The organism is Marinobacter sp. (assembly GCF_041595835.1).
In the GTDB taxonomy this organism is placed as follows: Bacteria; Pseudomonadota; Gammaproteobacteria; order Pseudomonadales; family Oleiphilaceae; genus Marinobacter.
Genome location: NZ_JBFHJO010000015.1, coordinates 1 through 24,411 on the forward strand (window position 1 = coordinate 1; position 24,411 = coordinate 24,411).

21 protein-coding genes are annotated in these 24,411 nt (G+C 53.7%); 13 read left to right on the forward strand and 8 right to left on the reverse strand.

Translation table 11 applies throughout. The features are described from left to right. Positions 1 to 330: 330 nt before the first annotated feature. Complete coding sequence (tyrS, locus tag ABYA77_RS07270) at positions 331 to 1,533, reverse strand: tyrosine--tRNA ligase (RefSeq protein WP_372965291.1); 1,203 nt, start codon at positions 1,531 to 1,533, stop codon at positions 331 to 333. 308 nt (positions 1,534 to 1,841) lie between these two features. Between tyrS and ABYA77_RS07275 the strand changes: the two genes are divergently transcribed. After that, entirely contained in the window at positions 1,842 to 3,245 is a 1,404-nt protein-coding gene (locus tag ABYA77_RS07275; RefSeq protein WP_372965292.1) for an OapA family protein, read from the forward strand. A 2-nt stretch (positions 3,246 to 3,247) separates the two neighbouring features. Beyond that, entirely contained in the window at positions 3,248 to 4,348 is a 1,101-nt protein-coding gene (locus ABYA77_RS07280; RefSeq protein WP_372965293.1) for an anhydro-N-acetylmuramic acid kinase, read from the forward strand. A 2-nt stretch (positions 4,349 to 4,350) separates the two neighbouring features. Here ABYA77_RS07280 and erpA read toward each other — a convergent pair whose 3' ends face one another. The 4 genes from erpA to argC all read right to left on the reverse strand — a co-directional run bounded on the left by erpA (position 4,351) and on the right by argC (position 7,004). Next, positions 4,351 to 4,704, reverse strand: coding sequence for an iron-sulfur cluster insertion protein ErpA (erpA, locus tag ABYA77_RS07285; protein ID WP_372965294.1), 354 nt, complete (start codon positions 4,702 to 4,704; stop codon positions 4,351 to 4,353). Positions 4,705 to 4,765: 61 nt separating this feature from the next. Next, a complete protein-coding gene (locus tag ABYA77_RS07290; RefSeq protein WP_372965295.1) occupies positions 4,766 to 5,209 on the reverse strand; it encodes a polymer-forming cytoskeletal protein in 444 nt (147 codons plus the stop codon). A gap of 1 nt (position 5,210) precedes the next feature. After that, positions 5,211 to 5,951 carry a DUF6776 family protein gene (locus tag ABYA77_RS07295; protein WP_372965296.1) on the reverse strand — a complete coding sequence of 247 codons (741 nt, stop codon included), beginning with the start codon at positions 5,949 to 5,951 and terminating at the stop codon, positions 5,211 to 5,213. Between the two features lie 9 nt (positions 5,952 to 5,960). Then, entirely contained in the window at positions 5,961 to 7,004 is a 1,044-nt protein-coding gene (argC, locus tag ABYA77_RS07300; protein WP_372965297.1) for an N-acetyl-gamma-glutamyl-phosphate reductase, read from the reverse strand. Between the two features lie 144 nt (positions 7,005 to 7,148). Here argC and ABYA77_RS07305 point away from each other — a divergent pair, with 144 nt between their 5' ends. The 5 genes from ABYA77_RS07305 to hemL are packed head-to-tail and all read left to right on the forward strand — an operon-like array spanning position 7,149 to position 12,102. Then, the gene (locus ABYA77_RS07305; RefSeq protein ID WP_372965298.1) at positions 7,149 to 8,924 is read left to right on the forward strand and encodes a chloride channel protein; all 1,776 of its coding nucleotides are present in this window, start codon (positions 7,149 to 7,151) and stop codon (positions 8,922 to 8,924) included. A gap of 3 nt (positions 8,925 to 8,927) precedes the next feature. Then, a complete protein-coding gene (gene hemJ, locus ABYA77_RS07310; RefSeq protein ID WP_372965299.1) occupies positions 8,928 to 9,350 on the forward strand; it encodes a protoporphyrinogen oxidase HemJ in 423 nt (140 codons plus the stop codon). A gap of 41 nt (positions 9,351 to 9,391) precedes the next feature. Continuing rightward, positions 9,392 to 10,153, forward strand: coding sequence for a hydroxymethylpyrimidine/phosphomethylpyrimidine kinase (locus ABYA77_RS07315; protein ID WP_372965300.1), 762 nt, complete (start codon positions 9,392 to 9,394; stop codon positions 10,151 to 10,153). Then, complete coding sequence (thiE, locus tag ABYA77_RS07320) at positions 10,141 to 10,809, forward strand: thiamine phosphate synthase (protein WP_372965301.1); 669 nt, start codon at positions 10,141 to 10,143, stop codon at positions 10,807 to 10,809. The genes ABYA77_RS07315 and thiE overlap by 13 nt, the downstream gene beginning before the upstream one ends. Before the next feature lie 12 nt (positions 10,810 to 10,821). Next, positions 10,822 to 12,102, forward strand: coding sequence for a glutamate-1-semialdehyde 2,1-aminomutase (hemL, locus tag ABYA77_RS07325; protein WP_372965302.1), 1,281 nt, complete (start codon positions 10,822 to 10,824; stop codon positions 12,100 to 12,102). 41 nt (positions 12,103 to 12,143) lie between these two features. Here the strand turns inward: hemL and ABYA77_RS07330 are convergent, their stop codons facing one another. After that, on the reverse strand, positions 12,144 to 12,725 hold the full coding sequence (locus ABYA77_RS07330; RefSeq protein ID WP_372965303.1) for a tetratricopeptide repeat protein: 582 nt from the start codon (positions 12,723 to 12,725) through the stop codon (positions 12,144 to 12,146). Beyond that, on the reverse strand, positions 12,722 to 15,031 hold the full coding sequence (gene mrcB / locus ABYA77_RS07335) for a penicillin-binding protein 1B (RefSeq protein ID WP_372965304.1): 2,310 nt from the start codon (positions 15,029 to 15,031) through the stop codon (positions 12,722 to 12,724). The genes ABYA77_RS07330 and mrcB overlap by 4 nt, the downstream gene beginning before the upstream one ends. Before the next feature lie 120 nt (positions 15,032 to 15,151). On the opposite strand from mrcB, the gene ABYA77_RS07340 reads away from it, so the two are divergent. Both ABYA77_RS07340 and ABYA77_RS07345 read left to right on the forward strand, forming a co-directional pair. Continuing rightward, positions 15,152 to 16,732 (forward strand): AAA family ATPase, encoded by a 1,581-nt coding sequence (locus ABYA77_RS07340; protein WP_372965305.1) that lies wholly within the window; start codon positions 15,152 to 15,154, stop codon positions 16,730 to 16,732. Further along, positions 16,729 to 17,100, forward strand: a complete 372-nt coding sequence (locus ABYA77_RS07345) for a Rieske (2Fe-2S) protein (protein ID WP_372965306.1) — start codon at positions 16,729 to 16,731, stop codon at positions 17,098 to 17,100. Before ABYA77_RS07340 ends, ABYA77_RS07345 begins: the two co-directional genes overlap by 4 nt. Here the strand turns inward: ABYA77_RS07345 and sfsA are convergent. After that, positions 17,084 to 17,815: a DNA/RNA nuclease SfsA gene (sfsA, locus tag ABYA77_RS07350; protein ID WP_372965307.1), complete on the reverse strand. Its 732-nt coding sequence runs from the start codon at positions 17,813 to 17,815 to the stop codon at positions 17,084 to 17,086. The genes ABYA77_RS07345 and sfsA overlap by 17 nt on opposite strands. 171 nt (positions 17,816 to 17,986) lie before the next feature. On the opposite strand from sfsA, the gene dksA reads away from it, so the two are divergent. From dksA to ABYA77_RS07370, 4 genes are all read left to right on the forward strand, one after another. Then, complete coding sequence (gene dksA / locus ABYA77_RS07355) at positions 17,987 to 18,430, forward strand: RNA polymerase-binding protein DksA (protein WP_372965308.1); 444 nt, start codon at positions 17,987 to 17,989, stop codon at positions 18,428 to 18,430. Positions 18,431 to 18,476: 46 nt separating this feature from the next. Then, complete coding sequence (gene gluQRS / locus ABYA77_RS07360; protein ID WP_372965309.1) at positions 18,477 to 19,394, forward strand: tRNA glutamyl-Q(34) synthetase GluQRS; 918 nt, start codon at positions 18,477 to 18,479, stop codon at positions 19,392 to 19,394. A gap of 170 nt (positions 19,395 to 19,564) precedes the next feature. Further along, a complete protein-coding gene (locus ABYA77_RS07365; protein ID WP_372965310.1) occupies positions 19,565 to 22,525 on the forward strand; it encodes an ATP-binding protein in 2,961 nt (986 codons plus the stop codon). 7 nt (positions 22,526 to 22,532) lie between these two features. After that, positions 22,533 to 23,927 carry a sigma-54-dependent transcriptional regulator gene (locus ABYA77_RS07370; RefSeq protein WP_372965345.1) on the forward strand — a complete coding sequence of 465 codons (1,395 nt, stop codon included), beginning with the start codon at positions 22,533 to 22,535 and terminating at the stop codon, positions 23,925 to 23,927. Positions 23,928 to 24,411 lie beyond the last annotated feature (484 nt).

Below are 24,411 nucleotides of genomic sequence, written 5' to 3' on the forward strand. Positions count from 1 at the left end.
CTCGTTGCTCAATCAAGGTGGCGCATTCTACTTCGTTTCGCCGCCTTGTCAACCGTTTATTTTTCGCCGCTTCCGACTCCGAAAACAACCAAAAACTCATCGGCTTACTGCTAAATCGAGGTGCGCATTCTACACCGAATCGCTACCTTGTCAACCGCTTTCTGAAGAATCTTTAAAACATTTTCTTCAATCCTTTCAAGCAGTTATCGCATCAGATCTGACCGATTCCAGTGGCCAGCCCCTCAAGCGAGATGCGCATTCTACAGACACCAGCTGAGGAGTCAACAGCCAATCTGAAAAAAGTTCAAACCGGCCGCATTCAGGCTAAACCTAACCAACCACCACTACGCGAGCTATCTTCTTCTTACCCGCCTGAACAATGCAGTCATCACCTTTCACAAACTTCCGATCCCCTTCGAACTGCACACCATCAAGGTAAACCGCACCCCGACCTAACACGTCACGCGCTGCCGCACCGTTCTTAACAAGCCCCGCCAGGCGGAGAATGGCAGCCATAGGAAGATCAGCCTGCCCTTCCAGCGAAACCTCGACCGTAGGTACATCTTCCGGAATTTCACCCAGAGCGACACGATTACCCGCAGACTTATGCGCACTTTTCGCAGCATCTTCGCCATGAAAGCGGGCGATCAGCTCTTCAGCAAGGACCTTCTTAAAGTCCTGCGGATTGGCTCCCCCTTTAACGGCCACTTTATACTCTTCAATCTCCACCATTGGCCTGAAGCTAAGTAACTCGAAATATCGCCACAGCAATTCATCAGGCACCGATAGCAACTTAGTGTACATTTCGCCAGGCGCATCATTCACACCGACATAGTTACCCAGAGACTTCGACATTTTCTGCACACCGTCCAGCCCCTCAAGGATTGGCACAGTGAGAATAGCCTGAGGTTTTTGCCCGTAATGCTTCTGCAATACGCGCCCCATGAGAAGGTTAAACTTCTGATCAGTACCTCCAAGCTCGATATCCGCTTCTAAGGCAACTGAGTCATACCCCTGGATCAAAGGATAGAGGAATTCATGAATAGCGATAGGCTGCTCTGAACGAAAACGCTTTGTGAAATCATCACGTTCTAACATTCGGGCAACCGTGTATTGGCCAGCCAGAGTGATCATTTCAGCGGCATTCATCTTACCCATCCACTCGGAATTGAAAACTACCCGGGTTTTAGCGGGATCAAGAATCTTGAATACCTGCTCTTTATAAGTAATGGCATTTTTACGAACCTGCTCTTCGGTGAGCGGCGGCCGCGTTGCACTTTTCCCGGTCGGATCACCAATCATTCCCGTAAAATCGCCAATCAGAAAAATTACCTCGTGACCAAGATCCTGGAACTGGCGCAACTTATTAATCAGAACAGTATGCCCAAGATGAAGGTCTGGAGCCGTCGGATCAAAACCCGCCTTAACCCTTAGCGGCCGCTCTTCTTTCAGCTTTGCGATCAGATCTTCTTCTGGAATCAGCTCATCAATTCCACGTTTTATGATGGCTAATGCTTCATCTAATGATGCCATGAACCCTATGTCTCCAGTTTTGAAAGCAAAACGAAAGCTGCCAGTTACACAGCACTACAAAAGAAGTGTGCGATTTACAGGCGCCGCTTGTTAAAGTATGCGCGATCAGTTTTTAACCAACCCATATATTTCAAGGCCGACATTATATCAGCGGAGGTGTATTTTGTACGACCGCCTGCGCCCGTAACCGTAATGTTCGACGCTGTCCTGTTTCTTTTATATGCGGTAATCTGTTGGTCTATAGTTAATCAGACGCTTTAATTAGCGGACTCAACTACCTGGAATAGCGATCATAATGGGTGAGCATCGTGCTTAAAAGTTTCCCCAAATCACATATTACGCTTGCCGCCGCCGCTACAGTTGTAGTAACCGCAGCAGTGCTTATGAGCCCCAGCGCAGATGTTGAAGCCAGGCGCATGTCTTACCCTGTTGACCTTGAGCAGGGAGTCGTTTCTGGTGCACCGTTAAAGGCGCCCCTTTCAAGCCAATCGGTTATCGAACCTCCTGCCAGCGACGACATCCCACCAACCACAGCAAACGAACAATCGGCTTCGGTCGCTGAGTCAGCACCTCCTGCACCCACCTCCCCCGTGGCCCCGAAGGTTCAGTGGCAGGAATTCCGCATTAAATCCGGTGACACCTTGTCATCCTTGTTCAAAAAAGCCGGGTTTAATGATCGAATCATGCTATCGGTGATTCACGGCGAGGGCGAGGCGGATAAACTTCAACGCCTGTATGCCGGCGAAGACATTCGTTTTGGACTGAATGAACAAGGTGAACTGGTTGGCGTCCAACTGCAACGCAGCCTGCTCGAAACCCTCAAAATCGAAAAATCCGAAAACGGGTATAAAGGCCAGACTGAAATTCGCGAACCAGAAGTCCGCCCTGCCTTTGCATCTGGCGTTATCGATGGTTCTCTTTACCTGGCGGCCAAAGAAGCCGGCATGGACGACCGACTCACCATGGAGCTGGCCGGCATTTTCGGTTGGGACATAGACTTCGTCTACGACGTTCGCAAAGGGGACCGCTTCGAAGTCGTTTACGAGAAACTCTTTATCGATGGAGAGGAATTCAGCACAGGCCGAATTCTGTCTGCTAAATTCATCAACCAAGGAAAAGAGAATTTAGCCGTTTTGTACACTGACTCTAACGGAGAAAGTGACTACTATTCAGCAGAAGGGCAAAGCATGCGGAAAGCATTTTTGCGCGTGCCCATTAATGCCCGACTCTCGTCACCATTTAACCTGCAGCGCCGACACCCCGTACTGGACATTGTGCGACCTCATCAGGGAACTGATTACGCAGCACCTCCTGGCACCCCGATCAAAGCCGCCGGCAACGGGCGCGTTAAGTTTGCTGGCTGGAAGGGTGGTTATGGCCGAACAGTTGTGCTTCAGCATGGCGACAACGTCACCACGCTGTATGCTCACATGAGCCGGCTTGGTAAAGGTATAAAGAATGGCACCCGCGTTAAACAGGGAGAAACCATTGGCTACGTCGGTTCTTCTGGCATGGTTACAGGCCCCCACCTGCACTATGAATACCGGATAAATGGTGTCGCGAAGAACTCTCGCACCGTTAAACTTCCGGACGCTCAGCCTATCCCAAAATCTGAAATGGCCCGATTTAAGCAAGTTACAGATCAGCGCCTGACTCAATTCAACATGCTCCATGAGAGTCGGCAACAACTGGCTCTGGCACCGGAAAATTGAGAATGAGTTACTGGCTTGGTCTGATGTCAGGCACCAGCATGGATTCAGTCGATGCCGTGCTGGTGTCTTTCAAATCACAAAGTCTGACGATACACGCCACTCATTCTCTCGCCTATCCGGATAATCTCCGGCATCGCCTTCTTATGGCAACCCGCGACCACGGAAGTCCAGACGAACTTGGCGAACTTGACACTTTGGTAGGGCAGCATTTTGCACGCACGGCCTCAGAGCTGATCGCACACTCAGATATTTCCGCCCCAGAAATATCTGGCATTGGTAGCCACGGCCAAACCTTGCGCCACCAACCATCAGGAAATGCGCCCTTCTCCATGCAGATCGGTTCGGCAGCCTTTATCGCAGAAGCAACAGGCGTGACAACAGTCTCTGATTTCAGAAGCCGGGATATTGCTGCTGGTGGACAAGGGGCTCCGCTTGTACCCGCATTCCACAGATGGCTATTCGAATGCGAAGAGCAGGACCGATGCATACTGAATCTGGGCGGCATTGCCAACATAACCTGGCTACCCGCTGGCAACCGGAAGCCGATCATCGGTTTTGATACTGGCCCGGCTAACGCGCTTCTGGATGCCTGGTGCCTGGACCAGACCGGCCGTCACTATGATGAGCACGGCCTTCTGGCTGCGGAAGGCTCATCCAACGAAAAGCTTTTGGCCAGCATGCTCTCGGATGCTTATTTCACCAACCCCGCCCCAAAGAGCACAGGCAAAGAACGCTTCAACCTTGACTGGATTCACACTCACCTTCAGCGCTTCCCGGAGCTATCTCCAGCAGATGTTCAACGAACCCTGTTGCAGCTGACTGTAACAACCATTTTGCAGCAACTGCCGCAAGAGTCTTCCAACATGGCGGTTTATGCCTGTGGTGGAGGTACGTTTAATCCATTACTGATGAACGAATTAAGGCTGGGGCTTGGCTCTGTAGCATTGGCCACCACCGCTGATCTGGGGCTGGATCCGCAATGGGTAGAACCGGTTGCTTTCGCATGGCTTGCGCGGCAGACGCTGCAAAACCTGCCAGGCAATGTGCCGGAAGTCACTGGAGCTTCGGGGGAAAGAATTCTTGGGGCTATCTACCCCGCCTGATATCAGATCGAGAAGGAACTACCGCAACCACAGGTTGAACTTGCATTTGGATTTTGCACCACAAACTGAGAACCCTGAAGGCCCTCTTGGTATTCAATGGTGGCCCCCACCAAGTACTGGTAGCTCATGGAATCAACCAGCAGCTTGACACCATCTCGCTCAATGACCGTGTCATCTTCTTCCTGATTTTCGTCAAACGAAAAACCATACTGAAAACCAGAACATCCTCCGCCTGTCACAAAGACCCGCAGTTTTAGCTCCGGATTTTCCTCTTCTTCAATCAACTCGCGCACCTTGGCAACGGCACTGTCACTGAAAAACAGCGGTGTGGCCACTTGCTGCTGAACTACACTCAAGGTTTGCCTCCGGCACTATTGGATATTCTTAGATTATGGTATTCCCGAGTAAAACAGTCAACTATTCGGACTTTCCCTCATCCTCATCATGCGCATTATCAACCTGGGAAGCCTCATGGGAAAGCAATCCGGTCGTTTCCGTCTGACGAACAAGATTCCCATTCACCGAAGCCCCCATTGCCATTTCAATCAACTGATAATAGACATTTCCGTTGACGCTCGACTTTTCAGCTAACTCAAGGTGAGCAGACGACTGCACATCGCCATTAACAGTGCCATTGATAATGATGTGTGGCGCGATCACATCGCCGGTAATCTGACCGACTTCAGACAGGCGAACCACCGCATCACTGCCATCTTCAGCGATAACACGACCTTTGATTTTACCATCAATATGCAAGCCTCCCGAAAAGTGCACATCACCCTCAATCGAAGTTCTTGCTGAAATCAACGTATCGAACCGATTCGAAGCACGATGCCGCTTCTGCTTTTTCTTACCCAACATATCAATTCTCCGTTAACTGCTCCCAATCAAAGGTACTCTCAGCCTGAGAGGCCTTCCGACCCTCAGCCTGGGCAACCACCTGAACTTCCAAAGGTTCAAAATTTTCCGGCAAACTCAGGCTGCCTTCTATGTCCTGAAAATAGCGAAATCTGAACTTTATACCGAGATCATCGATTTCTTCCGATAGATCTCGCAGGGCGATCACCTCTTTTTTACCCCCCAGAGAGCCGATCACATTTACGGCCACAAGACCCGATATGTACCGATTATTATTACCCACCTGGGTCAGTACCATCTTGAAACTATAAGTACCATTTTCACGAGCAGGAGCTAGCGTAAAACTGTCCACCTGCAGGCCTTTACTTGCCTCAGACGGAGCCATAATGTTGCGATAAAATGTCAGGTCAGCCTCAAGCTCAGAGACACGAGTTTCAAGGCCTACGATGGCATTCCGGGCGTCCCGAAGAGCCTGCTCATCAATCGCTCTGCCTCGCTCCAGATTTATCAGATTCTGCCGGGCCTTACGGTACTGTTCTCTCAAGCCATCGATTTCTTGAACCAACTGGTCGTTAGAATCTTCTGCAGATGAAAACCGAAAGCCACCCTGGGCCATCCCAGCAAAATACCCGGATACTGCGGCCACAACGGTAAATATCAGCAGAATCAGGGTCCGGCGCATGCGATAACCCCGCCGATGGCGGATAACCACATATTCCTCTACGGGTTTACGAGTGTCACTCACAGGTTACCCTCAGGGAAGTAAGGCCGGAGCATTCAGCCCCAGATTTTCATTCAATCCGAACATGATATTCATATTCTGAACAGCCTGACCGGCCGCGCCTTTCACCAGGTTATCAATCACCGAAGTAATGATAACCACGTTGCTCTGCTCCTGGCGGTGCAGTGCCATGCGACAGTGGTTAGCGCCCCGGACACTCCGGGTTTCAGGATGGCTGCCAAACGGCATCACATCTACGAACGGCTCATCTTTATAGCGTTCTTCGTAAAGAGCCTGAAGGCGATCAAAATCAGCCTCATTCACCAACTCTGCATAAAGCGTTGCCTCGATGCCTCGGATCATAGGTAACAGATGAGGAACAAAGGTAACACCCACACCCGCACCCGCACCCGCAGCCAGACTCAGGCCTTGCCGAATCTCGGGCAGATGACGGTGACCAGAGGCACCATAGGCCTTAAAGCTTTCACCTATTTCACCGTGCAGCATGCCGATGCTTGCCTGTCGGCCAGCCCCGCTGGCACCGGATTTGGCATCGGCGATCAGCCGTGAAGCATCCACCAGCCGATGTTCAAGCAACGGCAAAAAGCCCAACTGTACCGCAGTGGGGTAACAACCCGGGTTCGCCACTAATTGCGCTTTATGAATGTCTTCACGAGCCACTTCAGGCAAACCATACACTGCTTTTGCCGCCCATTCCGGGCTTTCATGGGGCATGCCATACCACTTAGCCCAAACATCGAGATCTTTAAGACGAAAATCGGCAGAAAGATCCACAACTCGCGTGCCAGCATCCATCAGTTCTGGCACCATACGGGCAGCCACACCATGGGGCGTTGCAAAAAACACCAGGTCACACTGTGCTAACTCCGCCGGGTCCGGTTCGGAGAATGCCAGATCAAAGTGCCCTCGCAGGTTGGGATACATGTCTGCTACCGGCATGCCGGCTTCTGAGCGGGAAGTTATACACTTCACCTCAACCTCCGGATGGACTGCCAGGATTCTCAGCAGCTCTACACCTGTGTATCCGGTACCACCAACGATGCCAATTTTAATCACGCTATTCTCCAACGTATTCTGGTCAGAATTTCGCGGTAGTCTAACATGATAAACCAAGGACTTATTGCAGCTTGCAGGCTCAAGGTTACAATGTTGACCGAAACACTCTGATCGAACCGTTCGACCAACCGGAACCCGGCGCATATGCGTAACATCAGGCAACAGATCACGGAAAACCTGATACCCGTATTCCGAGGTAAGCTCTCCGGTGTCGACGCACTTCCCCAATTAGCCGCGCTCGGCCTGCTATCCGGCATTGTAACCGGCGTGGTCATTCTGCTGTTCCGGTTCGCCATCGAGTGGCCTCTTGAGCATTTCCTCCCAGGCGATGGCTCTGAAAATTTTGAGGATCTGAACATTCTCACCCGTGGTCTCCTGCCTCTTGCCGGAGCCCTTGGACTAGGCCTTCTTCTGCACCGGTTAGCGCTTCATGATCGCAAAGTCGGAATCGCCCATGTTATGGAGCGGCTGAACTACCATCAAGGCTACATTTCCCTCAAAAGCGCTATGGTCCAGCTTGTCGCAGGTGTGGTTACCGTCGTCAGCGGCCAATCCGCCGGTCGTGAAGGCCCCGCAGTGCATCTTGGCGCAGCCTTTTCGAGCTTGCTTGGCCAGTGGATGCGACTACCTAACAACAGCATTAGGACACTGGTTGCTTGCGGTTGCGCAGCGGCGATTTCAGCCTCGTTCAATACGCCAATATCCGGCGTTATTTTTGCCATGGAAGTGGTGATGATGGAATACACCATCGCGGGCTTCACTCCCATCATCCTTTCGGCCGTCAGCGCAGCCATCGTGACCCAGCTGGTCTACGGCTCCGAGCCGGCATTCAGCGTGCCCGCATTAACAATGAACTCCATGCTCGAAATCCCATGGATACTGGCCATTGCAGTCATCATCGGCATTGCCGCCGCAGCCTTCATTCACATTGTCGACAGCCTGGGGCGCTATCATCATCGCCCGGTGCTGTTACGCATCAGTGTTGCCGGGCTAATCATGGTGCCTTTTGCAATATTCATCCCCGAAACCATGGGGATTGGTTACGACACCGTCGGCAAAACCATTCATGGCGAACTCGGTTTCTGGCTACTCCTGGGTGCGGCAACAGCCAAACTCCTGATTACCGGTGCATCCATTGGTTTGGGCATGCCCAGCGGAGTCATCGGACCAACACTGTTTATTGGTGCCACACTGGGGGCCGCCATGGGGCTGGTAGGCGCGGCCATGTTCCCTGACAACGCCTCTTCTGTTGGCTTTTACGCGATGCTTGGTATGGGCGCGATGATGGGGGCGGTTCTGCAAGCACCAATGGCCGCTCTGATGGCACTAATGGAGCTGACCAGAAACCCGAACATCATCTTGCCCGGAATGCTCATCATCACCACCTCCAGCCTCGTCACCAGTGAAGCCTTTGGAAAAAAATCCCTGTTTTTGACTGTCCTCAAAAGCCAGGGGCTGAGCTACCAGAGTTCGCCAGTTATCCAGGCCCTCAGGCGGGTCTCCGTTGGCGCAATCATGGAGCGGAACATTCTGCGAATCAAACGTGAACTGACCTTTGAGGAGGCCCGTAAGGCCCTGACCTCTGAGCCAAAATGGCTCTTAGTGGACGGCAGCAACGGGCCTACATCATTACTACCTGCTGTTGACCTTGCCCGTTATCTGGAAGATATCGAAAAACAGCTGACCGAAGAGGGTATTGAATCGCCGGAAACCCTGGACCTGATGCAGATCCCGGCCAACCGACGTGATGTCGCGCCGGTGCAATACCAGGCAACGCTGGAAGAAGCCCTGAACGAATTTGATCAATCCCACGCCGAAGCACTATATGTGCAACGCCATGTGGCTCCGATGATTCAACGGGTTTATGGTGTCGTCCTGCAATCAGACATAGAAAGTTACTACCAATATCGACGGAGTTAAAAAATGCTTTGGGTTAAGGCCTTCCATATAATTTCACTGGTCTGCTGGTTCGCCGGCATTTTCTACCTGCCACGACTGTTCGTATACCACGCAGCCTGTGAGGACAGGCCCGGCCAGGAGCGTTTCAAAATCATGGAACGCAAACTGTACCGGGGCATAACCACCCCTTCGATGATTGCCACAGTTATATTTGGTGTCTGGCTGCTCAGTTATAATCTTTCCGGCTATTTCAGCCAGGGCTGGTTGCATGCAAAGCTTTTTCTGGTTGCACTGTTGATTGCATACCACTTTTATTGTGGTCACCTGGTGAAGGTATTCCGTGACGACAACAACACCCGTAGCCACGTATTCTACCGCTGGTTCAACGAACTACCTGTGCTCATTCTGCTCGCGGTAGTTATCCTTGCGGTTGTGAAACCCTTCTGAGGAGGCGAATTATTAACAGCTACACCCGTCCCCATGTTCTGGTGCTTTCAGGGCTGGATCCTTCCGGCGGCGCCGGCATTCAAGCAGACATTCAGGCAATCACGTCACTCGGTGGCCACCCCCTGCCGGTGCTGACCTGCCTGACAGTGCAAGATACCAACAATGTATATAACGCCAAAGCTATTGACCCCGGGTTCATCCGTCAGCAACTCGAATGCCTGGCAAACGATATCCCTATACATGCCATAAAAACCGGAGCTATGGGCAATGGCGCCATTGTATCGATCCTGATGGATTTTCTGGAAAGCCGACCGGGCATCCCCATGATAGTGGATCCTGTGATCAAGGCTGCAGGTGGCGGTGATCTTGCAGATGATGAACTGGTAGAGGCCATGAAGAGCAACCTGTTTGCCAAGGCCGAAATGATTACTCCCAATGGCATCGAGCTCATCCAGCTTGGGGGATGCGAGAGCGAAGGCCTGGCCGCCGACAGGCTGCTGATGGCCGGCTGCAAGTCGGTACTAGTTACCGGCGGCCATGGTACTGGCACCCACATCATCAACACCCTGTACTGCCATGATCAGGCGCCCATGCACTGGGAGGTCGACAGGGTTGGTGACAACGAATACCACGGCACTGGCTGCACACTGGCGGCTGCGATCGCCACAGGCCTCGCCAGCGGGCTTTCAGCCCGAGCCGCCATATCTCAAGCTCAGAACTATGTTCACCGCACCCTTCTGCAAGCCCTGACCGTTGGCCAGGGACAACGAATTCCAGACCGGGGTATCCCGTGGGAGCGATAAACCATAAAGTCCAGCCTGGCCTTTATGCCATCACCGACAACCAGCTCACGCCCCCCGACCAACTGCTGCAGTCCGTAGAAGCCGCTCTGGAAGGCGGAGCTGTGTTAGTCCAATATCGGGACAAGCTTTCTGCGGATTCAGAACGGTTACGCCAGGCAGCAGACCTGACCGACCTGTGCCGAAATGCGGGCGTCCCATTGCTCATTAACGATGACCCTGAACTGGCACTCAGAGTGGGCGCTCAGGGCGTGCACCTTGGCCAAGACGACTGGTCACTGGAAAAAGCCAGAAACCTGCTGGGGCCGGAAGCTATTATTGGCATTACTTGCCACCACCGCATGGATCTGGCTCACGCAGCCAAATCACATGGCGCAGATTATTTGGCTTTTGGCCGGTTTTACAGCTCCAGAACAAAACCTGGCGCACCCGCTGCAGAGGTCAGTGTATTAACGGAAGCAACCCGATTGGCACTGCCCGTGGCAGCCATTGGAGGCATTACAACGGATAATGCAAAACCACTGATTCGCGCGGGCGCGGACCTTCTCGCCGTAGTGGGCGGATTGTTCGGGGGATCCCCGGAAGACATTAAAGCAAAAGCCAGAACTTTTAGCCGACTCATCGCTTTGCATCACCCGCTATCAACACATTCTCACTAACAGGAGCTAACCATGACTCATTCTGAAGAGCTGTTCGAACAGGCCCAGAAATACATACCCGGCGGCGTCAACTCACCGGTTCGCGCATTTCGTGGTGTAGGCGGCACTCCGGTGTTTTTCAATCACGCAGAAGGCGCGTACCTGTACGATGAGGACGGCAACCGATACATCGACTTCATCGGTTCCTGGGGCCCAATGATTCTTGGTCACTCAGACCCCCGCATCAAAGCAGCCCTGCACGCTCAGGTTGATCTTGGCGTTGGTTACGGAGCGCCCACTGCTATCGAAACAGAGATGGCCAAAAAAGTGTGCGAACTGGTACCTTCCATCGACCTGGTTCGCATGGTGAACTCCGGCACTGAAGCCACCATGAGCGCGATTCGTCTGGCTCGTGGCTACACCGGCCGGGACAAGATTGTGAAATTTGAGGGCTGCTACCACGGCCACGTCGATTCCCTGCTGGTAAAAGCCGGCTCTGGCGCACTGACTCTGGGCGAACCAAACTCTCCGGGCATTCCTGCCAGCCTGGCCCAGCACACCATAACTCTCGACTACAACGACATCGACTGTGTTCGTAAAACCTTCAGTGACATCGGCGATCAGATTGCCGCTATCATCGTGGAGCCTGTAGCCGGCAACATGAACTGCATTCCGCCAGTTCCAGGATTCCTTGAGGGTCTGCGAGAAGTGTGCGACGAGCACGGCACCGTACTGATTTTCGATGAAGTCATGACCGGCTTCCGCGTGTCTCTCGGCGGCGCACAGGGCCACTACGGCATCACCCCAGATCTGACAGCGCTGGGCAAAGTCATCGGCGGCGGCCTGCCTGTGGGTGCATTTGGCGGCAAGCGTGAGATCATGGAACACATTTCACCACTGGGCCCGGTCTATCAGGCTGGTACTTTGAGTGGCAACCCACTGGCCATGGCTGCTGGCCTGACGTCACTGAATGCGATTTCTGAGCCGGGCTTCCACGACAAGCTGATCGAAAAAACTAACAAAGTACGGGATGGTCTGAAAGCTGCTGCCGACGAAGCGGGTATTCCGCTGACCGTGCAATCCGCCGGCGCCATGTTTGGATTCTTTTTCACCAGCGAGCCATCCGTGACTCGTTTCGATCAAGTGATGAAATGCGATGTGGAACGTTTCAAAAAGTTCTTCCAGGGCATGCTGGCTGAAGGGGTATATCTTGCACCCTCTGCATTCGAGGCAGGCTTTGTATGTGCAGCGCTATCGGATGAAGACATTGAGTTTACCATCGCAGCAGCCCGCAAGGTGATGGCAACGCTGTAACTCGAAGAAATAAAAACAGAGGCCTGGGATGGCCTCTGTTTTTACAGAGCTCTCGCCCGGTTCTCAGCCTGATCGGCCCCTGCAACATTTCCCCGGGCTCGGCGAATATCCGCCAGCAATAACCAGCCAGACCGTTGCATCCGGTAGTCATTACCCGCCAGTGATAGACCTTTCAGGGTGAATTGTTCCGCTGCGCCCAGATTTTCTCCCGCGACATAGGCCTCTGCCAATTTGAAGTACACCTCGGCTGAACGTGGCGCAACTCGTTGGGCACGCTCCAGCCGTGCAACCGCCCCAGCCGAGTCGCCCTGTTTCAGGCGCTGGTCGGCATCATGAATCAAAGCCACAGCCGCCGCTGGCAATTCATCACCAGACTCCCGATAGCTCGGCGAACGGGTTGGCTGGCCGGGTTCCGGCTCACTCACTTCCGGCTGTTCACTCTTGCGCCACACCGGTGGTTCGAGTTCCGCAGGGGCAGACATACGCGGAGGCTCAGGGGCTTCGGCTTGTTCACTGCCCCCCATGGGGACATAAATGGAACCTCCGCCAGGGCCCGAGGCACATCCGGCCAGACTCAGCACCAATATGAGGCCTGCGGCATGGGTTATCGCTACTCGTTTCATCTGAACAATCCTTCAAACCAATTACGAATTTGCCCGCCAAAGTTCCCGTTACATCCCGTATGAGCCTCTGGCTCGCTGCCGGTTACAAATGGCATCAACCGGGCATTCTGGCAATTCTCACTGGTCAGAGCCTGAGCCTCGGCATCCACCCAATGATATTGCACGCCATCAGGCATTACCGGGGAAAAGCCATGCTGAGGAATTTGCGCCATCATGGCAGACCACACTGGCAACGCACCAGAAGCGCCGGTGAGTGACGTTGGGCCATTATCATCCCTGCCTACCCAGGCAACAGCAAGAATGTCGCCACTAAACCCGGCAAACCATGAGTCACGGCCGTCATCCGTGGTGCCGGTTTTCCCGGCGAGCGTCAACCGCTCAGGCAAGGTGTAATAGGCTGAGCGACCGGTGCCTTCCTGCATGGTTTCCTGCATAACGTACTGCACCAAGTGCACAGCTGCAGGGTCCGCCACCTGATCAACCTTCAAGTTATAGCGAGAAAGCGGCTGATTGCCAGCATCCGTCACCTCACGAATGGTGCGTAGCGGCGTATTAAAACCCGAGGTAGCCAGGCCTTGGTATAACTGAGCCACGTCCACCGGAGCCAATGAAACAGAGCCCAACAACATTGCAGGATAATCCGAAATCGGCTTGGTAACCCCGAACGCCCTGAGCTTCTCCTGAACCTTCGGAATTCCCACATCCAGACCGACCCGAACAGCTGGCAAATTATAGGATTTAGACAGCGCAAGGTGCAGGGGCACTTCGCCCCGCTCCTGTTTGTCAAAATTCTTTGGCTGCCATAACTGGCCATCATCAAACTCCAGCGTGAAAGCCTGATCTTTCACTGGCGTGATCAATGTATATTTCTCTGGCTGCTCCAAGGCAGCCAGATAGATAAACGGTTTGATCAGAGAACCCATCGGCCGGTGTGCATCCACAGCGCGGTTAAATCCGGCGAAATCCGGATCTTTACCACCCACCAGCGCAAGCACTTCACCCGTATCTTTAGCCGTCACCACCAGTGCTGCTTCCAGTACATCGGATTTAGGCAGTTTGGGCAACGTTTTACTTACCGCGGTTTCAGCGGCGTGCTGCACAGCTGGATCGAGCGTGGTGAAGATGCGCAAACCTTCGCTCTGCAGATCTTCCTGTTGATAGTCCCGGGCCAAGTGCCGGCGAACCAAATCGATATAAGCAGGATAACGGTTATCGGTGAACGAAGGCTTAGCGCTAACATCTAACGGTTTGGCCTTCGCGCTGTCGGCCTCCCGTTCTGACAACAGCCCGGCTTTCGCCATTTCATCCAAAACCAGATTACGGCGCGCAGTCGCTCGTTGCGGATGACGCCTGGGGTTGTAGTAGCTAGGCCCTTTGACCATACCAACCAACAAGGCAATCTGATGTGGCTCCAAGTTCTTTAGCCGCTCTCCGAAGAAAAACTGACTGGCCAGGCCAAAGCCATGAATGCTTCGAACTCCAGCCTGCCCCAGATAAACCTCATTCAGGTAGGTTTCGAGAATGTCATCTTTCTCGTAATGTAGCTCCAGCAGAATCGACATCAGGGCTTCGTTCCCCTTCCGCGCAAGGGTCTGGTCACGGGTCAGAAAAAAGTTCTTCACCAGCTGCTGAGTTAAGGTGCTGCCCCCCTGAACGATCCCGCCAGCCTTGATATTCACAACCATGGCGCGAGCGATAGACAACGGTGCAATGCCGAAGTGACTATAAAAATCACGATCTTCTATCGCCATCAGGGCTTTCGGCAACAACTCTGGCACCTCATTCAGCTGCACCAGCACCCGGTCTTCCCGGTGAGCCGGATAGATACCGCCGATCTGCGCAGGCTCCAACCGAACAATAGGCGACTTAGGCCCCGACAACACAGAAAATGACTGGACTTTATCGCCATTCACCACTAATGAAAGCCTGCGCTGGGGCTCATCACCGTCAGGGAACACAAAGCTTCGCGCGCTGATCACGAACCGTCCACCGTTACGCTGGTAAGTGCCGACTTTCACGCCATCACCCGCTCTATAGCCTGCTAACGCTAACTCTCGGGCCAGGCCTGCAGCACTGACACTGGCTCCGTCGTACAGTTCCAGCGGCCGGGCGTACACGCGAGACGGCACTTCGAAACGACGGCCTTCGAAACGGGAAGTAACCACAGCGTCCAGATAAACCATCCAGCCGGCCAACACTACCAAGCCCAAAAAAGTGATACGGAACAATAAACGCCACAGACCAGAACGCCTGCTCTTTGGTTGAGTTTTGGGAGATTTTTTACGGGAATTCGATGATTTGCTCATCCTGTGATTATAACGAAGCCTGATAGGCGACCGGCAGACCTGTTATGTGTTATTTCTGTAATCTGCCAGCTATGATAGACCAAATAAAATCAACGAGTTCAGGGATCCCAGGAGCAAAATGTGAGCGAGCGAGCGCCCGATACACTGGTTAAAGCACTACAGAACCCGGAATTGTTCGACCATCCGGTTAAAAATTTCCAAGTGATCGAGACCCATATTTCTCAAGTACTTCTGACCGGCGACTACGTCTACAAAATCAAGAAACCCATGAATTTCGGTTTCCTCGATTTCTCCACGTTGGAACGTCGTAAACATTTCTGTGAAGAAGAACTCCGCCTGAACAGCCGGTTGGCTTCAGACCTTTACCTGGAAGTGCTGCCGATTACAGGTACCCCGGAACAGCCCCGCTTTGGTGGTGATGGAGAGCCCTTCGAATACGCAATACGCATGCGCCAGTTTGATCAAAGCCAGCAATTCGACAGGCTTCAGGAAAGTGGCGAGCTAACGCCAGACTTACTCGTCAGTACGGCCCGCCAGGTTGCTCTGTTTCATGACAGCCTGCCCCCCGTAGCTGAGGACAAACCGCTGGGTACAGCGGAAGCTGTTTATGCCGCGATGCAGGAAAACTTCGACCAGATCCGGCCATTGCTGAGCGATAAATCCCTGCTCACCCAGCTGGACGCTCTGGAAGAATGGACAAAAACCACCTTCGAGCGTAACCGGGATCTGGTTACTGCACGCAGGGCTAATGGCCTGGTACGCGAATGCCACGGCGACCTCCACCTCGCCAATATTTCCGTATTCAAGGGACAGGTAACGGTATTCGACTGCATCGAGTTTAACGAGCCCTTTCGCTGGATTGACGTCATCAACGACCTGGCGTTCCTGTTAATGGACCTGGAATCGCGCCAGGAATACGTATTGGCGAACCTGGTTCTCAACACCTACCTGGAATACCGAGGTGATTTCGAGGGTCTGGAGCTACTTCCTCTTTATAAAGCGTACCGGGCGATGGTGCGGGCTAAAATTGCCCTGTTTACCATGGGAAACCCAAGCCTGAAGGAAAGCGAGCTCAAAAGTCTGTGGCAGGTCTACCGGGATTACGCACAACTTGCGGAGAATTACGGTGCTATTCCTAACCGCTACCTGCTGGCCACTACCGGCTTGTCGGCATCTGGAAAGACCTGCGTTAGCGCTGCCATGGCAGGCGAACTGAACCTGGTGCGCCTGCGTTCGGACGTAGAACGTAAACGGCTGCACGGCCTTGGGCCTCTGGATGACAGCAAATCCGGATTAGGCACAGACCTGTACAGCCCTGAAGCGACAAAGAAAACCTACCAACATCTGGCACAACTTGCCGACCAGCTTCTGACGTCCGGGTTATCGGTTATTGTTGACGCTGCATGCCTGAAAGAAAGCGAGCGAGCACTGTTCGCCCAGGTTGCAGAAAATCAGGGCGTGCCGTTTGCATTACTGCACACCGAAGCGCCAGAAGCATTGCGCCGGGACTGGGTGCGCAATCGCAAAGGTGATGCATCTGAAGCGACGGAAGAAATGCTCGACGCTCAACAAACCTGGTTCGAACCTCTGACAACAGAAGAAAAGACCCACACCATCCACCTACAAACCAATCAGGAGCATGTGGCAGAAGCCGTGGCCGACAGAATCCGTCAGCACTTTGGCCTCAGCCCGCAGCAATGAAGCCTGCAGGCACCCCCTGGCAATCGGTTTGCCCGGCACAGGAACTCGTGCCGGGCAAATTTGTGGAGTTCCGGCTCCAGCAAAAAGCCGCTGCCCCCGACAGCATGCCGCTGACAGGTTTTGTTTTTCTGGACAACGGCAACCCCAGAGCCTACCTCAACATCTGCCCCCACCTGGGCATTGAATTGAACTGGATGCCAGGCCGCTTTATGGATTCCGACAACCTGTTCATTCAGTGCTCCACCCACGGAGCTTTGTTCAAGCCAAGCTCCGGCGAATGCATCGCAGGCCCCTGTCAGGGAGAGGCACTGACGGAACTGGATGTACGCGAACGAAATGGCGACATCGAAATCAGGGTGCAAGGTTAACCGGCACGGGCCCCACCAGATCAAGCCGACCACTCGGGTTGCCATCAGCCCCGAGCAAAGCGGCCCTATAGGCTATCACTTCGACTCCGGCTTCAACGGCCTGCCTCAGTAACTGGCCGTAACGGGGATCAATGTGATCGGCTGGCCGCACTTCGCCAATGCCAGTGTGATTCACCACAAAGAATAAAACTGCACGATCACCCTTTGCTACTTGCGCCATCAATTCCCTTAAATGCTTTTGTCCGCGCTCTGTGACTGCGTCCGGGAAATACCCCTGCCCACCATCAGCCAGAGTTACGTTTTTCACCTCAACCCAAGCATCCGGTTGCGTGTCATGGTCAGACAACAGAAGGTCAATACGGCTGTTTTCTTCACCATAACGTACCTCACCCCGACACTGGCGGTACCCCATCAGTTCAGAGACAGTCCCCGCCTCAATCGCAGCCCTGGCCTGAGCGTTCGGTCGTGCCGTATTCACACATGCGATAACACCAGGACTGGTTTCTACCAGCTCCCAGGTGTACCTGAGCTTTCGTTTAGGGTTATCACTCTTGCTCAACCAGACCCTAGCATTTTCCGGCTGGCAGCCAAGCATTGACCCGGTATTCGGACAGTGCGCCGTTACCTCCTCACCATCCGGTAAACGCACATCTGCCAGGAAGCGTTTGTAGCGGCGAATCAGCCGCCCCTCTATCAATGGTTCCGCAAACTTCATATGCTCTCCACAATAAGTCGGAGTCACAGGACTAGCACCCCTGAGACTTATCTGCTATTTTCCGCAAATTCCCATGTCAGGGCGCCTGGGTAAAACCCGCACAGCCACCCATGCTGATGCGGCAGAAGCAAAGCGCCCTAGCTAGAAGCATAAACAAGAGGCCAGGATTCAATGGCAAAGAAGACTGCACAAGCACCAAGCGAAAACTTTACCGACTTCACCCCTTACGAGATGAAAAAGGGTGAAGAATACATGAGTGCAGAGATGCTGCAGCACTTCAAGGAACTGCTCCTGAGCTGGAAGCAGGAACTGATGGAAGAAGTAGACCGCACAATGCACCACATGCAGGAAGATGCCGCAAATTACGCGGATCCCAGCGATCGCGCAACCCAGGAAGAAGAGTTCAGTCTGGAACTCCGAACCCGGGATCGTGAACGCAAACTGATCAAAAAGATCGACAAGACCATTGATCGTATCGATAAAGACGATTATGGCTTCTGCGATCAGTGTGGCGTTGAAATCGGTACCCGCCGGTTAGAAGCTCGCCCAACTGCAACACTCTGCATCGACTGCAAGACACTCGCAGAAATCCGCGAGCGCCAGACAGGCATCTAATACCTCCTGATAGCTGGCGGCTAGCCCGCCAGCTTATAGAGCCGCTATGGAGCACTCTCGGTACCGTGGACGTTTTGCGCCCTCACCCACAGGCCCTTTACACTTTGGCTCCCTCGTTACTGCCTTAGCCAGCTGGCTGGAAGCCCGCGCCTCTAACGGTGTTTGGTTGGTACGCGTGGAAGACCTGGATCCGCTAAGAGAGCCACCGGATGCGACGGCCCAGATTCTGCATTCGCTAGAAGCCCACGGCCTACTCTCAGACGAACCTGTCTGCTTTCAGTCCCGGCGTCATTCAGCATACCAGCACGCTATCGAACAGCTACTGAAAAATGGCAAGGCCTATCGCTGCGCATGCTCCCGCAAACAATTGCAGGCCAATAATGGACGCCATCCAGCCCACTGCCGGGATAATCTGCCGATTCCTGACGGCACAGCCTACGCCATCCGCTTTGCTCTGAGTGATGAGAACTGTCATTGGCAAGACCTGCTTCTTGGCCCGCAAAATCAACGGGTTTTGGCGGAGCTTGACGACCCGGTAATTCGGCGAAAAGAAGGTTTTTACGCTTACCAGCTGGCGGTGGTGGTCGACGACATCAACCAAGGTATAACTGATATTGTTCGGGGCTCCGACCTGCTGAACATGACCGCCCAGCAACAGCAGGTATTCCAGGCCCTAGGTGCCGAACCTCCACGATGGCTGCACATTCCTGTCATTCTCAATGAACAGGGCCAGAAACTCAGCAAGCAGAACCTCGCACCAGCGCTGGACGACTCTCAGCCTTCGGTAAACCTCGTACAAGCCCTCAGCTCTCTCGGCCAAAAGCCCCCTGCAACGCTGGCATACGCGCGGGTGGAAGACGTACTGGAATGGGCGCTTGCCCACTGGCAAAGACAGGCTATTCCACTGACATCCCAACAGGCCCGTGGTATAACCCTAGGCACACAAACGCACTCGGACTACTAGCCTGATGTATATCTACCGCCTGGTTTTTCTACTGGTGCTGGCCATCTACATTTTTTCTCCGAACATCCTGGATTGGTGGACCTCGCCGGGCAATGTCTGGTACAGCCCGTATATAATCTGGGGCGGCCTGATAGTGATCGGCTTCTGGCTCGAATGGCGGCGGGATCCAAATGAGTTTTAGTGCACCGGGGCTGCTACTCGCCAGCCTTCTTTATCTTATTCTTCTGTTCGGAATTGCGTGGGCGACAGAGCGTGGCACGCTGCTTCGCCAATGGGTCCGGCACCCTCTTGTATACACTCTCAGCCTCGGAGTTTATGCCGGCATATGGGCCGTTTATGGTGCAGTTGGCATGGCTGCTGATTCTGGCTTCGGATTTCTTGCATACTATCTGGGTATCAGCGGTGCGTTTTTGCTCGCCCCGGTATTGCTTAACCCCATACTCCGGATCGGGCGGGCCTACCAGCTAACGTCTCTGGCAGACCTGTTTGCCTATCGATACCGCAGTCAGTGGGCGGGCACACTGGTAACACTGTGCTCCGCCGCGGCTATTCTGGCTCTGCTCAGTATGCAAATACAGGCTGTCTCTATGTCTGCCAGCCTGCTGGCACCGGACACCCCACCCAAAGTCATCAGCATTATGTTCAGCTTAATCGTAGTGCTGTTCGCCATGTTGTTCGGCGCTCGTCGCCATCAAACATCTGGCAATCACCAAGGCCTGGTTCTAGCTATCGCTTTCGACTCTCTGGTGAAAGTCGCTGCGCTGCTGGTGCTTGGCGGCGTCATCTTGTTTGGCGTGTTCGGCGGAACGGGTGGGTTGGAGATATGGCTGGCTGAGGAAACCCAGCCCAAAGCCCCGATGGCGATGGCCATTAACGACGGCAGTTGGCGAGCCTTATTGCTGATGTCGTTCGCCGCATCGCTGGTACTGCCCCACATGTACCACATGACTTTCAGCGAAAACCCCTCCCCCAGAGCTCTGGCAAAGGCAAGCTGGGGGTTCCCTCTGTACTTGCTCCTGATAGGCCTGCCGGTTCCTTTGATTGTTTGGGGAGGTCAGGCTTTAGGCGTTACTGTGCCACCGGCGTTCTTCAGTATCGGCGTGGCACAAGCCCTGGGCAGTCCGATACTGACACTGTTGATGTACATTGCCGGGCTTTCTGCCGCCAGTGGCCTGATGATTGTAAGCACACTGGCACTCGCCGGAATGGTACTGAACCATGTCGTTCTGCCCCTTAAAACACCAAGAGATCAGGGTGATATCTATCGTTGGCTACAGTGGGTCAAACGCCTGCTGATTGCCGTTATCTTATTTATGGCGCTGCTGTTCCACGAAACCATTGGCCAGCATCTCAACCTCTCCATTCTCGGGGCCATTTCGCTGACGGGCACACTACAATTATTGCCGGGTGTTTTGGGGGTGATTTATTGGCCTGAAGGAAATCGTCGCGGACTCATTGCCGGGCTGCTCACCGGCTTGACAATCTGGCTGTTCACTCTTGTGCTGCCCTTTTCCTACACCCTGGACCTGCTATCATTTATCGGCCTCCCCATCACCACTGGCTATGATAATTGGCATCTGCTTACCTTCTTCAGCCTGACAGCCAATATCAGCATATTTGCTCTGGTATCCATACTCAGCCCTGCCTCTCCAGAAGAGACCAGCGCCGCCCAGGCATGCTCCGTTGGTGCGTTATCACGACCACAACGCCGGGAACTTCTTGCTGCCTCATCCAATGATTTCATTCAGCAGCTGGCAGAACCCCTGGGCATCAATGTCTCGCGCCGTGAAGTAAACCGGGCCCTGACCCAGCTCAAGCTACCCAATACAGAGTTTCGCCCTTATCAGTTGCGACGCCTGCGAGATCAAATAGAGGTTAACCTGTCGGGCTTGCTGGGCCCCTCTGTCGCCCGGGATATGGTGAAGCGACACCTTGGTTTCAAGCCCATGAATCACGGTGGCACCGGCCAGGATATCCGTTATGTCGAACGTGCTTTGGGCGACTACCAGAACCAGCTGACAGGACTGGCTGGCGAGCTGGACAATCTGCGCAGGCACTATCGGCAAACTTTACAGAACCTGCCGATACCCGCCTGTTCCGTTGGTGAAGATGGTGAAATTCTGATGTGGAACCACGCCATGGAGGCACTCACAGGCATCTCCGCCGATGAAGTGGTGGGCGCAAAACTGATGGCACTGCCCGAACACTGGCACCTCCTGCTGGACGACTTCAATCTGGGCAATGACCTCCACCGCTACAAGCACCGTCTGGACCTGCGCGGCAAACCCCACTGGCTGAACTTGCACAAAGCCGCGCTGAACGGGCCGGACCATGCTGAAGGGGGCTCTATTATCCTGGTGGAAGACCAGACTGAAACCCGCTTACTTGAAGACGAACTAATGCACAGCGAGCGACTCGCTTCCGTTGGTCGTCTGGCTGCCGGCGTGGCGCACGAAATCGGCAACCCTGTTACCGGCATTTCTTCTCTGGCACAGAATCTGAAGCTCGAAACTGACAACCCGGAAATCCTGGAAACCGCCGACCAGATTCAGCAACAAACCCGCCGGATTTCGACCATTTTACAGTCACTGATGAACTTCTCGCGCACAGGCAACCATGCTCAAGCCAACCGTTATGAGCCTGTCAGCATTCACCGCTGTGTGGAAGAATCCATCAACCTGCTCTCGCTAAGCGAAAAAAACATGGGCATACAGTATCTGAACGAATGCCCCCAAGACTTACAAATACTGGGCGACGAGCAACGGCTGGTACAGGTATTCGTAAACCTTCTCGCCAATGCCCGAGACGCCTCACCGGATGGAGGAACCATTCGGGTCAGTGGAAAGCTTGACGGTTACTCCGCTATCATCGAGGTGATAGATGAAGGCTCCGGTATTCCTGCTGAGCAGCAGGATCATATTTTCGAGCCGTTCTACACCACTAAAGCACCCAACAAAGGCACAGGGCTTGGCCTCTCCCTTGTATACAGTATCGTTGAAGAACACTATGGCAACATCCAGGTTGAAAGCCCCGCCAACAAACAAAGCGGTAACGGAACCTGTATGAGATTACGCCTGCCGGCTTATGAACCTGACACCGATGCTGGCAGCAGCCCGAACGAAAGGTCGTGAACGCAATATGCCCCGTATTTTGATTGTTGAAGATGAAGATATTATCCGCTCCGCAGTACGCAAACTGCTTCAGCATGCCGGCTACGAAGTAGCCGATGCAATTTCTGTTGAGGAAGCCGATAGCCTGGAGCCAGATAGCTTTGACCTGGTCATCACGGACCTCCGGCTACCCGGCGCAGCGGGTACCGAAATGATCAACCGGGCACCAAACACCCCGGTACTGATCATGACCAGCTACGCCAGCCTGCGTTCGGCTGTGGATTCCATGAAAATGGGCGCCGTGGACTACATCGCCAAGCCGTTTGATCATGATGAAATGCTGGCGGCTGTCGAAGGCATTCTTGCCCGGAAGGACTGCCGCCCCCCTCTTGATGAATCGGCCTCAGAAGGCGACACGGAAGCCGTCGATCCATCCAGCATCATGTTCGGCCAATGTGAACCCATGCAGAAGGTGTTCACGCTCATTCGCAAAGTAGCCCCTACCCAAACCACCGTGTTGATTAACGGTGAATCCGGTACAGGTAAAGAACTGGCGGCCAGGGCCCTGCACTTGCTCAGCCCCAGAGCGAACAAACCGCTGATTTCCGTGAACTGCGCAGCCATCCCGGAAAGCCTCATTGAGTCCGAATTGTTCGGCCACGAGAAAGGCTCCTTTACTGGCGCAGTTTCTGCCCGCACAGGCCTGATTGAAGCCGCTGACGGCGGCAGCCTGTTTCTGGACGAAATCGGGGAGCTACCCGCGGAGGCACAGGCCCGACTGCTTCGGGTATTGCAGGAAAGTGAAATCCGGAAAGTAGGTGCAACCCAAAGCCGAAAGGTCGATGTACGCATGATTGCCGCGACACACCGGAACCTGAAGGCAATGACCCGGACCGGAGAATTCCGCGAAGACCTCTATTACCGTCTGAACGTGATGCAAATCCGACTTCCACCGCTTCGGGAACGGCGTGCAGACATCTTGGGGCTCGCTGGCCGATTCCTCAAAAAACAAGCCGAAAAGCTGGGTCGCCCGGAATTACACCTTAGCCCTGAAGCCATGCAGGCCCTCGAACGCCACCGCTGGCCGGGTAACGTCCGAGAATTGGAGAACGCCATAGAGCGCGCCTCAATTCTCACTGACGGCGACACCATCACGCCCTCTGTTCTGGACCTGGACAGCGACTTCAGCGATGAATACATCCCTGAAACTCTGGTAGAAGGTGACAATGAGCGCACCCAGCCGCGGGAAGCCGACTCCGCCAACGACCTGTCGCTGGAAGATTACTTTCAGCATTTTGTCATTGAAAACCAGGATCGCATGAGCGAAACCGAACTGGCTCAAAAGCTTGGCATCAGCCGGAAATCACTTTGGGAGCGCCGGCAGCGCCTGGGAATCCCACGTAAGAAAACAACGGGCGGCTGAATGTCGCCCAACAACTGAACCCCGTCTCAACTGTTACCGTGCGTTCCCCCAGGTAACACTTCGCGATAAAGCAGTGCAATACAGGTAACACTTTTTAGGGATACGGGGTAACACCTATTTCCAGAGTTACCGTAAACCACTGTTAACTATAGAGTTATTAAAACTGGCACGGGCTCTGCACTCTTATTAGCGCACAACAACAAAAACAAGAGTGACAACGCAGCGTCTCAAACAAAAACAAAAAGCTGCAGGTGCGTCCGCCAACAAAAACAAGACTGGACGCGAGCGAACTGAGTGTTTTGGGTGCTAGGTTTTTTTGTGGTCCCTCAGCATGCGCGAGTTGTAGATGTGGAGAAGAATCGCCTTTCAGACGACGCCACAACTGCTCTAAAAACCCGCTCCATGCTACTGACTACTCTATGTATTCAAAGCTTTCCGTTTGCGTTGCTTATCGCCCTTATTATTGGGCAGCACAGTGGGGCAA

Coding starts and splice junctions, on each gene's coding strand:
- tyrS (WP_372965291.1), bottom strand. CDS start 1,533: ATGGCATCATTAGATGAAGCATTAGCCATCATAAAACGTGGAATTGAT.
- ABYA77_RS07280 (WP_372965293.1), top strand. CDS start 3,248: ATGAGTTACTGGCTTGGTCTGATGTCAGGCACCAGCATGGATTCAGTC.
- ABYA77_RS07290 (WP_372965295.1), bottom strand. CDS start 5,209: ATGTTGGGTAAGAAAAAGCAGAAGCGGCATCGTGCTTCGAATCGGTTC.
- ABYA77_RS07305 (WP_372965298.1), top strand. CDS start 7,149: ATGCGTAACATCAGGCAACAGATCACGGAAAACCTGATACCCGTATTC.
- hemJ (WP_372965299.1), top strand. CDS start 8,928: ATGCTTTGGGTTAAGGCCTTCCATATAATTTCACTGGTCTGCTGGTTC.
- hemL (WP_372965302.1), top strand. CDS start 10,822: ATGACTCATTCTGAAGAGCTGTTCGAACAGGCCCAGAAATACATACCC.
- ABYA77_RS07330 (WP_372965303.1), bottom strand. CDS start 12,725: ATGAAACGAGTAGCGATAACCCATGCCGCAGGCCTCATATTGGTGCTG.
- mrcB (WP_372965304.1), bottom strand. CDS start 15,031: ATGAGCAAATCATCGAATTCCCGTAAAAAATCTCCCAAAACTCAACCA.
- ABYA77_RS07345 (WP_372965306.1), top strand. CDS start 16,729: ATGAAGCCTGCAGGCACCCCCTGGCAATCGGTTTGCCCGGCACAGGAA.
- sfsA (WP_372965307.1), bottom strand. CDS start 17,815: ATGAAGTTTGCGGAACCATTGATAGAGGGGCGGCTGATTCGCCGCTAC.
- dksA (WP_372965308.1), top strand. CDS start 17,987: ATGGCAAAGAAGACTGCACAAGCACCAAGCGAAAACTTTACCGACTTC.
- gluQRS (WP_372965309.1), top strand. CDS start 18,477: ATGGAGCACTCTCGGTACCGTGGACGTTTTGCGCCCTCACCCACAGGC.
- ABYA77_RS07365 (WP_372965310.1), top strand. CDS start 19,565: ATGAGTTTTAGTGCACCGGGGCTGCTACTCGCCAGCCTTCTTTATCTT.
- ABYA77_RS07370 (WP_372965345.1), top strand. CDS start 22,533: ATGCCCCGTATTTTGATTGTTGAAGATGAAGATATTATCCGCTCCGCA.